Origin of the sequence: Candidatus Erwinia haradaeae (assembly GCF_900698855.1) — a bacterium.
Lineage (GTDB): Bacteria > Pseudomonadota > Gammaproteobacteria > Enterobacterales > Enterobacteriaceae > Erwinia_E > Erwinia_E haradaeae_F.
Window position 1 is genome coordinate 881,397 of the sequence record NZ_LR217698.1, and the last position, 13,201, is coordinate 894,597.

A 13,201-nucleotide genomic window follows, 5' to 3' on the forward strand; every position below is an offset into this window, starting at 1 on the left:
CAAAATTATATTAATAATATCAGAAACCTTGACTATGAATTCAAAATTCTATAGAACTTTTATTCTACTAAAAATCAACTTCTTTTATTCTCTCTTAAACATACGATGCATTTCAATTAAAAAATATATTTCAATGAATTCTATAACATAGAAAATATTACAAGAATCTATCTAAATCATGAGTTATTTTGCGAAAGCTGTAAATAAAATATGATAACAATATCCATTTTACAGCTTTTACTTACTTTACATCTTCTTATTTACTGAAGAAAAAAGCGATCATAAAAACCTAAGACAAGAGCTGTTCCAAATGAAGGAAAAAGCCATATCATCCCCTGATCAATCAAAGGAAAATCTTGAATTAACACAGGAAGAATAACTTTTAAACTGGAATTTTGTATTACATCTAAAATACCAAAGGTTAAACTAACAAAAAAAACTGGAATAAAAACTCTTTTACTCTTTTTCCACCAAAGCGTCGTAAAACTTAATAAGACTAACATGATACAAGGAGGGTATATTGCTATCAATATAGGAACAGATATCTGAATTAAATAACTGAGACCAAAATTAGAAAAAAATAAAGAAAGAATACCAATAATACAAACTACTTGACGATAACTAAAAGGTAGATACCTCTCAAAAAACTCCGCACAAGAACAAGTCAAACCTACAGAAGTTACTAAGCAAGAAATAAAAATTAATATAGATAAAAAAATAGTACCAACCAGACCAAAAGTATGTTGAATATAAGTATATAGAATCACAGTACCATTAACATGATGATCCAAAATATTAGCACTATCAGAACCGATTTTAAATAAAGCCAAATAGATTAAAGTTAAACCAAAAGCAGCAATACCTCCTGAAATTATAGTATAACGCATCAATAATTTTTCTTCGCTAATAGAACGCGAGCGTATAGCATTAATAATCACAGTACTAAACACTAATGCACCCAAAGCATCCATAGTTAAATAGCCACCTAATAAACCATGAGAGAATGCCATATTCTTATAATCTGTAGAAACAGACATCATTCTACCTGCGGGCCACAAATATGCCGATATCGATAGAAAAATTAGAGATAATATTTTCAATGGAGCTAAAACATGACCAATTATATCTAATAATTTAGCAGGATACAGAGAAATAAGACTAACTAAACAAAAATAAAAAAGACTATAATACAACATAAGCGATTTAGTATGTTCAAATAATGGCACTAATCCCATTTCAAATGAAACATTAGCAGTACGCGGTATCGCAAATAAAGGCCCAACAATAAGATAACAAATAGTTGCTAATGTAACCCCTAAGTATTTACCAATCGGTTCGCTCAGAACTTCAATTCTTCCTCCAACTCGTGCTAATGCAATAACTCCAAGAAATGGAAGTCCTACGGCCATAACCAAAAACCCTAAAGCTGTATACCAAACATATTCCCCAGACTGAATACCCAACATAGGTGGAAATATGATATTTCCAGCTCCTAAAAAAAAAGCTAAAGCCATAAGACCTAAAGATAAGATATCTTTAAAACTTAAATAATTTTGCATAAAATTATCATCCTTAATTAGTCAATCTATTCTATCACGCATACTTATTATCAATATATAAAATATAAATTTACACAATAAATGAAAATTATTTTTTATTTATGAAAAAATAGAAAAACTTCTAGAAATCCAATTTTTACAACTTTCCAAGATTTATAATATTAAGATCTAATGTAAAATCTCTTCCGCCCTAAATAATCTATTAATTCTAGCTTATTTCTCTGAAATACATGATAAAAGAAATTAAAATTAAACAGAACAGATCGCACTACGCTAATTCTAATGCTATACTAACTTCTTCTATTTATTCACTATCATTTAGATTAACGTTTTAATAAAATATCAAGAAAAATAAAAGCTAACAATTTACAAAAGAAAGGCCTTTATTATAAAATATGTTTTTTATAAACACAGTAATTATAAAAATAGTCATATACTAAAATAAAATTTTCAAAATCAAAATAATTAATAAACAAAAAGTCATAATCATTGTATATGTTTATGAAACCCTTGCTATTTGAGGTTATTGCATGAAATGCAGAACATATAAGAAAAGAATAGCTATTTTTTCATTAATAATGCAGCTCATGCTGCTCAACAGTTGTCAAAGTGTGTTAATGGATCCAAAAGGACACGTTGCCATAGAACAACGCTCCCTAATTCTAACAGCATTTGGTCTAATGATGATTGTTGTATTACCTGCAATTTATATGGCTATTCTGTTTTCTTGGAAATATCGAGAATCCAACACATTGGCACAATATAATCCAGATTGGGATCACTCATATAAATTGGAAGCAATAGTATGGACTATTCCTATCTTGATAATTATCTTTCTCAGCATTCTTTCATGGAAATCGACCCACGAACTAGAACCTCGACAATCTTTAAAACCTGATGTTAAATCAATCCTAATCGAAGTGGTTTCGCTAAACTGGAAGTGGTTATTTATCTATCCTGAGCAAGGTATTGCTACTATAAATGAGATTGCTTTTCCAGCTAATTGTCCTGTACACTTCAAAATTACTTCTCATACAGTAATGAACTCCTTTTTTGTTCCAGCCTTAGGAAGTCAAATGTACGCTATGCCAGGAATGCAGACTCATCTAAATTTAATTGCAAATAAATCAGGAACGTTTGATGGAATTTCATCTAATTATAGTGGTCATGGATTCTCAAAAATGAAATTTAAAGTTATTGCCACTCAGAATAGAGAAACTTTTAATCAATGGATAGAGAGAGTGAAAAAATCTCCTAAAATTTTGATAACCACAAATGATTTCCATCGTATCGCTCAACTAAAAAATGATTATTCAGTCACATTTTTTTCTTCTGTTAAACCAGAATTATTCCAAAATATCATGGACCAGTTTCATGTCAAAAATTCTAATAAAATAGAAGCAAATAAAAAATAAGATCTAAAATTAATGACATATAATCTTAAATATGTACCGAAAATTTAAAAAATAATTATTAAATATTCATTTAAAAAAAATATATTTAATAAATAGCAATATCAACTGCTATAATAATATCAACTGCTATAATATAGTTAGTCTCTCATTAGTTTTAATCAAGTATTATCAACCTTAATTCAGTTATTTTGTACAATTTATACATAAACTCCTTCCCCAAAGAGGAACCGAGGCGTCACATGATTTTAGGCAAATTAACTCTCAATTCTATCCCATTCCATGAACCAATTATCATGATAACCATTTTTACTATTATGATTCTTGGCATCAGTATTGCTGCAGCTATTACATATTATAATAAATGGAAATACCTTTGGTGTGAATGGTTAACCTCTCTAGATCATAAAAAAATAGGAATTATGTATCTTGTGATGGCCTTTGTGATGTTACTCCGAGGTTTTGCCGACGCTATCATGATGCGAAGCCAACAAGTCCTTGCCTCTGCAGGTAAGCCCGGCTTCTTACCGCCACATCACTACGATCAGATTTTTACTGCTCATGGTGTAATTATGATCTTTTTTGTAGCTATGCCACTAGTAGTAGGGTTAATGAATATCATTGTGCCATTACAAATTGGCACTCGCGATGTAGCGTTTCCATTTTTAAACAACCTAAGCTTTTGGTTCACTGTTATAGGAGCAATTTTAATCAATCTCTCACTAGGAATTGGTGAGTTTGCACAAACAGGTTGGCTAGCTTACCCACCCCTCTCTGGGCCGCAATATAGTCCTGGCGTAGGAGTAGATTACTGGATATGGAGTCTGCAACTTTCTGGTATTGGAACAACTTTGACAGGTATTAACTTTATAGTTACTATCCTTAAGATGCGCACCCATGGTATGAGTATGCTTAAGATGCCAGTATTCACTTGGACTGCATTGTGCACTAATGTACTTATAATCGCTTCGTTTCCTGTTCTAGCAACCACTTTAAGCCTTCTAACCCTAGATCGTTACCTAGATTTTCATTTCTTTAGCAACGAAATGGGGGGAAATATGATGATGTATGTTAATTTAATCTGGATTTGGGGTCATCCAGAAGTCTATATCCTGATTCTACCAATCTTTGGTGTATTTTCAGAAGTTGTTGCTACCTTTTCACGTAAAAGCTTATTCGGCTATACCTCACTAATTGGAGCAACAGTAGTTATTACCATTCTATCATTCCTTGTCTGGCTGCATCATTTTTTTACAATGGGTGCTGGAGCGGATGTCAACGCCTTTTTTGGTATAATGACAATGATTATTGCCATTCCTACCGGCGTGAAAATATTTAACTGGCTATTTACAATGTATCAAGGAAGAATCCGATTACATTCTTCCATGTTATGGACTATCGGTTTCTTAGTTACATTTTCTGTAGGCGGCATGAGTGGAGTACTACTTGCTATCCCGGGCGCAGATTTTGTTTTACATAATAGCTTATTTCTTATTGCTCACTTCCATAATGTTATTATCGGGGGAGTCGTCTTTGGCTGTTTTGCAGGAATAACATATTGGTTCCCCAAAATATTCGGCGTTATTTTAAATGAAAAATGGGGAATACGTTCATTCTGGTTTTGGATTCTTGGTTTTTTTACTGCATTTATTCCGTTATATGTTTTGGGATTTATGGGAATGACACGGCGTCTCAGTCAAGAAATCAATCCAGAATTCCATACTATGCTAGTAATTGCAGCCGGAGGAACTATATTGATTAGTTGTGGGATTATCTGCCAATTCATTCAGCTATACGTCACCATCCGTGACCGTAAAAATAACCGTGACCTAACTGGTGATCCTTGGGGAGGACGCACATTAGAGTGGTCAACCTCCTCGCCGCCACCATTCTATAATTTTGCTATTTTACCTAAAATAAACGAACGCGATGCTTTTTGGCAAATGAAAAAAAAAGAAAAAATGTTCCAAGATATCCCGAAATACACTGCCATTCATATGCCAAAAAATAGTAGTGTTGGAATTATCATAGCTTTCTTTAGTCTCTTATTCGGTTTTTCGATGATCTGGCATATTTGGTGGTTAGTTTGTATGTCATTGCTAGCAATACTTATATCATGGATGACAAAGAGTTTTGATGAAGATATTGATTACTATGTCCCTATTCACGATATTATGATTATTGAAAATCATCACATCAATGAAAGCAAAAAATCAGAGATTAATTATGTTAACTAAAACTATCTCTCCCAATCATCATATAAGTACTAACAAAATCTTTGGATTTTGGTTATATCTGATGAGTGACTGCATTATTTTCGCTACTTTATTTGCTACCTATGGCGTAATGGTAACAAGCACTGCCAGTGGCCCGACAGGAAAAGATATCTTCAATTTACCATTTGTTCTATTAGAAACTATCTGTCTTTTGATAAGCTCAGGAACCTGTGGTCTTGTCTTAATTCGAATGCATCAAGAGAAAAAAAACGCAGTTATATTATGGTTTGGACTGACTATTATCTTCGGTCTTTCTTTTATTGGAATGGAAGGGTATGAACTATTACATCTAATCACTAAAGGAATGGGACCTAGTCTAAGTGGTTTTTTATCTGCTTTCTTTACACTACTTGGGGCTCATGCACTACATGTGACCGCTGGATTAATTTGGATGATCTTACTCATGATCCAAATAGCTCAAAGAGGTTTAACCACTATTAATTGTATACGAATCATGTGTTTAAGCCTATTTTGGCATTTTCTAGATATAATATGGATATGTGTATTTACCATTGTCTACTTAATAGGAAAAATATAATGTACCGGATTCCAATTAAGTCTAAAGATAATTTTTCAAAAACCGCTATCAAGTCTTATATTACCGGTTTATCTTTTTCAATTCTTCTCACAGTCGTACCCTTTCTGGTAGTTTTAAACGGTCAAATATCTCGAACCAGCATATTATCTATAGTTTTAATATGCGCGGTATGCCAAATACTAGTACATCTAATATATTTTCTGCACCTTAATCGCCAATCTGAAGGTGGATGGACTTTAATCTCTAGCATATTTGTAGCAATAATAGTCTTAATTATCATTGTTGGTTCTTTATGGATCATGTCGAATTTAAATCAAAATATGGTACATGATTAAATAGATAATCTAATGATTAAACACTATCTGCAACTAACAAAACCGGGAATTATTGCTGGCAATTTAATCGCTTTAATCGGCGGTTTTTTACTTGCTTCTAAATATAAAATCGACTATTATCATTTTTTTTTCACCATAATAGGAACGATTCTAATCATTGCATCTAGTTGTGTTTATAACAACTACATAGACCGAGATATTGATAAAAAAGCTGAAAGAACAAAAAATAGAATTCTATCATCCACTCTAATTTCTTTACGAACCGTTCTTGTTTACGCAACTATATTAGGTGTCTCCGGTTTTATAATACTTCTTTATGGAACAAATCCTTTAGCAACCCTATTTGCAACAATAGGGTTTATAATTTACGTTGGCGTCTATAGTCTGTATATGAAACGTCATTCTATCTATGGCACCCTAATAGGAAGCCTATCAGGCTCCACCCCTCCTTTAATAGGCTACTGCTCAGCCTCTGGGAAGTTTGACTCTGCCGCTCTAATATTATTATCTATATTTAGCCTTTGGCAAATACCACACTCTTATGCTATTTCTATTTTATATTTAAAAGATTATCAAATTACTAACATTCCAGTTTTACCAGTAAAACTTGGAATTATAGAAGCTAAAAAACATATCATAATATATATTATTGCATTTATTTCCTCTACAATGATGTTGTTCATAGCAGGATATACTGGATATAAGTATCTTATCGTAATGAGTACAGTAGGTATCTGGTGGCTAAGTGTCGCTGTTATTGGTTACAGAACCTACAACAGCCCGCTTTGGGCTAAAAAAATTTTTCTCTTATCCCTTGTAGTAATCACCGCTTTTAGCATTATGATATCAATAGATATTACATAATAATCCTGTAATAAACCACCCTCTTTTCGATTTAAAATCGATAAAAACACTTAACTAAAACCAATAAATAAAACCTACAGAACCGCTTTTAACAAATCGTAACACTTTTAATAATGTTTAAAAAATGTACTCTGCAATCATAAGATACAATTCACAATCTGGAGATAGTTATGAATTATAACAAAATGAGCAGAATTGAACTACGCGCTACCTGGGGACTAAGTGCAGTATTTTTCTTACGCATGTTAGGTATGTGCATGGTACTACCAATCCTAACTGTTTATGGGATACAGATTCCAAAAGCCAGCGAAACACTTATCGGACTTGCTATTGGAATATATGGTGCAACTCAAGCAATTTTTCAAATCCCCTTTGGTCTATTATCAGATAGATTCGGACGAAAACCATTAATTGTAATAGGTCTATTGCTTTTCACTGCAGGAAGCTTAGTAGCCACTATAACTGAGTCCATATGGGGTATTATTCTTGGGCGTGCATTACAAGGTTCTGGTGCAATATCATCTGTTATTATGGCTTTATTATCTGATCTTACCTGTGAACAAAACTATACTAAAGCAATAACATTTATTGGAATGGGATTCGGAATCACCTTTTCTATTGCCATCATAATAGGACCTATTATTGCTAATATACTAAACATCCATGAATTGTTTTCTATTACTGCTTTACTTTCTGTTATCGCTATTATAATTACAGTAATTATAGTTCCATCATCATCAATACAGATACTAAATCGCGATGTAGTGACTGTACGAAGTGGTATCAAAACTATTATAACCAATAAGCATTTAATTAAGTTAAATCTTAGTATCTTCTTTCTACATGTATTACTAATGTCTAACTTTATTAGCTTGCCTACACAATTTTCACTAGCAGGATTTCCTTCTAAGGATCACTGGAAAATTTACTTGTGCACCATATTCATTTCTTTTGTCACTACAATACCATCTGTTCTCTATGCTGAAATTAATAAACAAATGAAATCATTTGTTATTTCTTGCACAGTATTAATGTTAGGTTCCGAAATCCTATTATGGAATTCTGATCATATATTTTATAAACTATTCATAGGATTACAAATATTTTTCATCAGTTTTAACATTATGGAAGCAATATTACCCTCACTAATTAATAAAGAATGCCCAGTAGGCTACAAGGGGACGGCTATGGGATTATACTCTACCAGTCAATTTCTTGGCGTAGCAATTGGTGGCAGTGTCAATGGCTGGTTACTAGATCATTTTGGCGTCAATCATGTATTTCTTTTTGGTTCTCTTCTTTCTCTAGCATGGTTGTTATTAACTATGAATATGAGAGAGCCACCTTATCTAAGCAGTTTACGACTAACACTTTCATCTCCTTTTATCGATACGATTAAACTTGAGCAATCTCTAAGAACTCATAAAGGGGTTTTTGATGTCCTATTACTACCGAAAGAAAAAAATATTTATATTAAAATCGATAAGAAAATTACCTCTCGTTCTTCAATAGAAGAAATTATTTCAGATCACACGATCCCTCAAGAATAAAACGAAATAATAAAAATCTAGACCAATGCCTTTGTCACAAACGTAATCTCTTATTACCATTATCAAGTTCAATATTCACCCTATATGGCATACTTATATATTCTATAAGATTTATAGAAATCGACCATGCATAATAATCTGTTTAGAATTAATTGCTAAAACTAATTACATTATCATATCTCCCTGTAATAAATGTATCATCATAGGTATCCATACTATTATAAAATATAATTAACTCCCCCAATCTAAATAAATAATTACTTTGATTACCACAAACTTCTTTTATGGATAATAAAATCTAACGCATAACATTAATCTCATACTTGAATATAAATAGAGTTTTATATATAGTGCTCGTTACTTTACAAAGAGAACTGTAATAAAAGAATAAAATCGAGTCTCTAAATTCGAATGATTACTTTCAAATTGTTACAAATCATTAATAACACATATGATGCGCAATATATTAAAATAATCAATATTTTATATCTACATCATATAAACTCATTCATAAACTAAAATCCTAATAAAATCGTATAAGGAGTAAAATATGAAGGTTACAGTGCTTGGTGCAGCAGGAGCTATTGGACAATCTCTTTCTCTACTTCTTAAGATGAATCTACCGAATAACTCAGACCTCTCTCTTTATGATGTATCCACTGCTACTCCAGGTATTGCGCTAGATTTAAGCCATATCCCGACTTCTGTAAAAATAAACGGATTTCATAGTGTCCAAATTGAAGAAGCTCTTAGTAATTCTAATATAGTTCTCATTTCAGCTGGTTTTGCACGAAAACCAGGAATGGATCGCTCTGATCTCTTTATCTATAACGCAAAAATTATACAAAGCCTTATCGAAGAAATTGCAACATACACCCCTAACGCATTAATCGGTATTATCACAAATCCTATTAATTCAATCATTCCCGTTGCCGCTTCGGTTCTAAAAAAAGCTGGAGTTTATAATAGAAGTAAGTTATTTGGAATAACTACACTAGATATCATCCGATCTAATACATTTGTAGCAAAATTAAAACAAAAAAATCCAGAAAAAATTAATACCCCAGTAATTGGAGGCCACTCCGGTATCACTATACTTCCCCTGCTATCCCAATTAACTCAAGATTATTGTTTTAGTGAAAAAGAAATTTACGATCTAACTAAACAAATACAAAACGCAGGTAACGCAGTTCTAGAGGCTAAAGCAGGTGGAGGATCTGCCACTCTGGCTATGAGCGTAGCTGCTACACGCTTTACTCTATCGTTAATACGAGGTTTAGAAGGAGAAAAAAATATTATAGAATATGCCTATGTAGAAGGAAATGAAGAATATGCACGCTTTTTTTCACAACCATTGTTATTGGGTAAAAGTGGAATTATCGAATATCGATCTATCGGCTATCTAAGTAATTTTGAAAAAAATATGATAAATAATATGCTACAAACCCTAAATAATGATATTAGTCTCGGGGAGAAATTCATTGAATAAACAATCTATAATATTATTATAGAAATTATTCTAGAATAAAAAATGTTTTCAGAAACTTTTATATCTTTAAATAAGTAGATCTTAAATATTGATCAAATCCATATAATATTACCATTATAATCCTAAGATGCTATGAATCCAAAGTTAATTGAAATTATTGCTTGTCCAATCTGCCATGGACGGCTATTTTTTTATACTACAAACCAGACAGAACTAGTCTGTATCACTGATCGTATAGCGTATCCAATTAAAGACGGTATACCGATTTTAATAAAAAATCGAGCTCGAATTATTTCTACACCAAAAAGTCATTTATGAATTTTATTGCCATCATTCCAGCACGCTTTTCTTCAAGTCGCCTTCCTGGAAAACCTCTTTTAACTATACACGGAAAACCAATGATAGTTCACGTCATTGAACAAGCCAGGAAATCTAATGCTAAACGAGTAATTGTTGCTACTGATCATCCCGCAATAGAATCCGTAGTTAAAGCGATAAACGGAGAAGTGTGCATGACTAGATCCAATCATAATTCCGGTATTGAAAGAATATCTGAAGTACTCGAACACTATCAATTTTCTGATGAAACAGTTGTTGTTAACCTCCAAGGAGATCAACCTATGATTCCTCCTGAAATCATTAATCAGGTTGCAACTAATATTCAATTATACGACGTAAATATAGCAACAATGGCAGCACCAATCACCTCTATAGACGAAGCACTCAATCCAAACATAGTCAAAGTAGTACGCGATCTCTATGGCTACGCCCTTTACTTTTCTCGTGCTACTATTCCTTTTCACTATAAACCATTAAGCACTAAATCATCCATGATATCCAAAAATTTTTTGCGACATATTGGAGTCTATAGTTATCACGCTCGTTTGATTCGTAAATATATACGCTGGAATAAAAGCCCATTAGAATCTATTGAATCTCTAGAACAACTACGAATTTTATCCTATGGAGAAAAAATACATGTCGATATCACAACAGTAAATACAAGTAACAGCATAGATACACCAGAAGATCTTATGCGTATACGTACAGCTGAGCCATAACTCATCCGTACGTATACTACATTATCCATTCTCACACCTTAAGAAGAAAGGATATAAAAGATAGAAATTACTTAAGCAGTCTGACTGACTCAGTATCCATTTTACACATATCTTCTTATATCTTATATACAAAAAATTTATGCTTATTATAAAAACTCTTCTTACTTATTTATTCTATCAATATTCATGCGACTTAATCTTTTCAGAAATATTCGTTGTAATTCTTAGAAGAACTCTCCAAATCTTTTGACATTCCTCAACTCTTACGAATAAACCTTCTTCTTTATCCAAATCCAAAATCTTTATTTCTAGCACATAAAAAATAAAAACATGAAATTTAATTGTCCAATTCTATTGATATTGTCGACCTAGACGTTGTTTCATTTCTCGTTGATACTTATTATAGTCATCACCACATTCGGCAGAACAAAATGCTGTACCTACAACGATTATTTCATCTTTGCACCATATACATTTTCCATCAGGACTTTGCAAGCTACGCTCTCTGGATGAAAGTGCTGCTTTAATCATATCCTGTTCGCGCTTTTGAGCTAAATCTGCTTCATCCATCATCAACTCCTACGTGTAATTTATGTTTTTTGGATCCCAGTCTACTACAGTGACAAGTAATAAATAGCGATATCTTATATCTTATACTCAAGAATAATAACTATGATACAGGATTGATATCTAATTTTTTATCTAAAATATAAAAAATACTTTGATCTTCTACCACAGGTAGAAGAAGATTAAAATATAATGAATCCATGTAAGATATCAGTTCACATTCAAAAATTCATTACAGAGATATAAATTAACAAAAAATTTTAAACCTAGTAAATGAATATTTACAATAACGATATTCCATCTACGCCTTATATTAATCAATAAATAAAATAATAAATAAATAGGATAAAACAAAATAAAATGAACAAAATACTCTAACACTAAATCAGCTTGCCTAGATAATCTATTTGCTCGATCTTCAAAATAGTCTAATTAAGATATCTAATAGATTAAAAAACGATATATATTCAAGTAACTACCTATCGTTTACATCTATTCTGAGAACTATTTTAATCTGTTTATGATAAAATAATAACATTCTCAAATTTAGAAAACACTGTGATTAATTATTAGTCATAAATCAAGAAATTTAATAGCTAATCTTTCTATATAACATTCCATACACTTTTCTGAAGTATTTAACGAGACTATAGCACCTATGCACCCTATTCTCAACATTGCGATTCGCGCTGTACGTAAAGCTGGTATTATTCTGACCAGGCACTATGAAATGACAGGGTATCACAAAACCTATGAAACTAATCATCAAACCTTATATAGAAATATAAAACAAGAAATACTATGTCAAATGAGCGCATTAATTCTAAAATCTTATCCAGAACACTTAATTCTTACAGAAGACAGCATTAAAATGGAAAAAAACCTAAACACACAATGGCTAATTAATCCTATAGATAGCACTGTTAACTATAGAAAAAAATTACCTCATTTTAGTGTTTCTATTACCGTTCGCATTAAAAGACGCAGCGAGATCTCAGTAGTATACGACCCAATGCGTAATGAATTATTTTACGCTATCCGAGGTCAGGGTGCTCAATTAAATGGATATCGAATAAGGGGTGGATTTTCCCGAGATATTAATAACGCCATTATTGCAATAAGCTTTCCTTATGTAAACAACCAAAATCATAAAACCTATTCTCATATAATAAATAGAATCTTAACCCAATGTCCTCATATACGCAGCAGTGGTTCATCATCACTAGATCTAGCATACATAGCATCCGGACGCATTGATGCTTGCTGTAAAATTGGATTACAACCCTTGGATTTTTCTGCTGGTGAACTCTTAATACGAGAAGCAGGTGGCCTAGTAACTGACTTTTCTGGAGCACATGATTATTTTGAATCCGGAAATCTTATAGCAGGTAATGCACGAATCGTGAAAGCAATACTCACACATTTAAAGAAACTATAAGAATCATCATAAAATATTAATACTCTTATAAATTAATTTCAAATAAATACTAAGATATAGTATGTTCACATTCAAACCATCAAATAAAAAAATAGATTTACTTACTTTCAAG

Annotated in this window: 12 protein-coding genes; 10 read left to right on the forward strand and 2 right to left on the reverse strand. The window is 32.0% G+C overall.

Translation table 11 applies throughout. The annotated features are described in order from the left end of the window. Positions 1-260 precede the first annotated feature (260 nt). Positions 261-1,559, reverse strand: a complete 1,299-nt coding sequence (gene brnQ, locus HACICURT3053_RS02660; RefSeq protein WP_157992180.1) for a branched-chain amino acid transport system II carrier protein — start codon at positions 1,557-1,559, stop codon at positions 261-263. A gap of 530 nt (positions 1,560-2,089) precedes the next feature. Here brnQ and cyoA point away from each other — a divergent pair. The 9 genes from cyoA to kdsB all read left to right on the forward strand — a co-directional run bounded on the left by cyoA (position 2,090) and on the right by kdsB (position 11,084). Next, on the forward strand, positions 2,090-2,974 hold the full coding sequence (gene cyoA / locus HACICURT3053_RS02665) for a ubiquinol oxidase subunit II (protein WP_157992181.1): 885 nt from the start codon (positions 2,090-2,092) through the stop codon (positions 2,972-2,974). A gap of 242 nt (positions 2,975-3,216) precedes the next feature. Beyond that, the gene (gene cyoB, locus HACICURT3053_RS02670) at positions 3,217-5,208 is read left to right on the forward strand and encodes a cytochrome o ubiquinol oxidase subunit I (RefSeq protein ID WP_157992321.1); all 1,992 of its coding nucleotides are present in this window, start codon (positions 3,217-3,219) and stop codon (positions 5,206-5,208) included. Then, positions 5,198-5,785: a cytochrome o ubiquinol oxidase subunit III gene (gene cyoC, locus HACICURT3053_RS02675; RefSeq protein WP_157992182.1), complete on the forward strand. Its 588-nt coding sequence runs from the start codon at positions 5,198-5,200 to the stop codon at positions 5,783-5,785. The genes cyoB and cyoC overlap by 11 nt, the downstream gene beginning before the upstream one ends. Further along, the gene (gene cyoD, locus HACICURT3053_RS02680; RefSeq protein WP_157992183.1) at positions 5,785-6,120 is read left to right on the forward strand and encodes a cytochrome o ubiquinol oxidase subunit IV; all 336 of its coding nucleotides are present in this window, start codon (positions 5,785-5,787) and stop codon (positions 6,118-6,120) included. The genes cyoC and cyoD overlap by 1 nt, the downstream gene beginning before the upstream one ends. Positions 6,121-6,132: 12 nt before the next feature. Continuing rightward, positions 6,133-6,984 (forward strand): heme o synthase, encoded by an 852-nt coding sequence (gene cyoE / locus HACICURT3053_RS02685; RefSeq protein ID WP_157992184.1) that lies wholly within the window; start codon positions 6,133-6,135, stop codon positions 6,982-6,984. 170 nt (positions 6,985-7,154) lie between these two features. Continuing rightward, positions 7,155-8,534: an MFS transporter gene (locus tag HACICURT3053_RS02690; RefSeq protein ID WP_157992185.1), complete on the forward strand. Its 1,380-nt coding sequence runs from the start codon at positions 7,155-7,157 to the stop codon at positions 8,532-8,534. 550 nt (positions 8,535-9,084) lie between these two features. Next, entirely contained in the window at positions 9,085-10,023 is a 939-nt protein-coding gene (gene mdh, locus HACICURT3053_RS02695; RefSeq protein WP_157992186.1) for a malate dehydrogenase, read from the forward strand. A gap of 132 nt (positions 10,024-10,155) precedes the next feature. After that, complete coding sequence (locus tag HACICURT3053_RS02700) at positions 10,156-10,341, forward strand: Trm112 family protein (RefSeq protein WP_157992187.1); 186 nt, start codon at positions 10,156-10,158, stop codon at positions 10,339-10,341. Beyond that, positions 10,338-11,084: a 3-deoxy-manno-octulosonate cytidylyltransferase gene (kdsB, locus tag HACICURT3053_RS02705; protein WP_157992188.1), complete on the forward strand. Its 747-nt coding sequence runs from the start codon at positions 10,338-10,340 to the stop codon at positions 11,082-11,084. The genes HACICURT3053_RS02700 and kdsB overlap by 4 nt, the downstream gene beginning before the upstream one ends. A 351-nt stretch (positions 11,085-11,435) precedes the next feature. Here the strand turns inward: kdsB and HACICURT3053_RS02710 are convergent, their stop codons facing one another. Continuing rightward, a complete protein-coding gene (locus HACICURT3053_RS02710) occupies positions 11,436-11,654 on the reverse strand; it encodes a hypothetical protein (RefSeq protein WP_157992189.1) in 219 nt (72 codons plus the stop codon). A gap of 655 nt (positions 11,655-12,309) precedes the next feature. Here HACICURT3053_RS02710 and HACICURT3053_RS02715 point away from each other — a divergent pair. Further along, positions 12,310-13,089, forward strand: coding sequence for an inositol monophosphatase family protein (locus tag HACICURT3053_RS02715; protein ID WP_157992190.1), 780 nt, complete (start codon positions 12,310-12,312; stop codon positions 13,087-13,089). Positions 13,090-13,201: the final 112 nt, after the last annotated feature.

What these genes read in the sequence shown, in the direction of transcription:
- brnQ (WP_157992180.1), bottom strand. Translation starts at nt 1,559, where the DNA reads ATGCAAAATTATTTAAGTTTTAAAGATATCTTATCTTTAGGTCTTATG.
- cyoA (WP_157992181.1), top strand. Translation starts at nt 2,090, where the DNA reads ATGAAATGCAGAACATATAAGAAAAGAATAGCTATTTTTTCATTAATA.
- cyoC (WP_157992182.1), top strand. Translation starts at nt 5,198, where the DNA reads ATGTTAACTAAAACTATCTCTCCCAATCATCATATAAGTACTAACAAA.
- cyoD (WP_157992183.1), top strand. Translation starts at nt 5,785, where the DNA reads ATGTACCGGATTCCAATTAAGTCTAAAGATAATTTTTCAAAAACCGCT.
- cyoE (WP_157992184.1), top strand. Translation starts at nt 6,133, where the DNA reads ATGATTAAACACTATCTGCAACTAACAAAACCGGGAATTATTGCTGGC.
- HACICURT3053_RS02690 (WP_157992185.1), top strand. Translation starts at nt 7,155, where the DNA reads ATGAATTATAACAAAATGAGCAGAATTGAACTACGCGCTACCTGGGGA.
- mdh (WP_157992186.1), top strand. Translation starts at nt 9,085, where the DNA reads ATGAAGGTTACAGTGCTTGGTGCAGCAGGAGCTATTGGACAATCTCTT.
- HACICURT3053_RS02700 (WP_157992187.1), top strand. Translation starts at nt 10,156, where the DNA reads ATGAATCCAAAGTTAATTGAAATTATTGCTTGTCCAATCTGCCATGGA.
- kdsB (WP_157992188.1), top strand. Translation starts at nt 10,338, where the DNA reads ATGAATTTTATTGCCATCATTCCAGCACGCTTTTCTTCAAGTCGCCTT.
- HACICURT3053_RS02710 (WP_157992189.1), bottom strand. Translation starts at nt 11,654, where the DNA reads ATGGATGAAGCAGATTTAGCTCAAAAGCGCGAACAGGATATGATTAAA.
- HACICURT3053_RS02715 (WP_157992190.1), top strand. Translation starts at nt 12,310, where the DNA reads ATGCACCCTATTCTCAACATTGCGATTCGCGCTGTACGTAAAGCTGGT.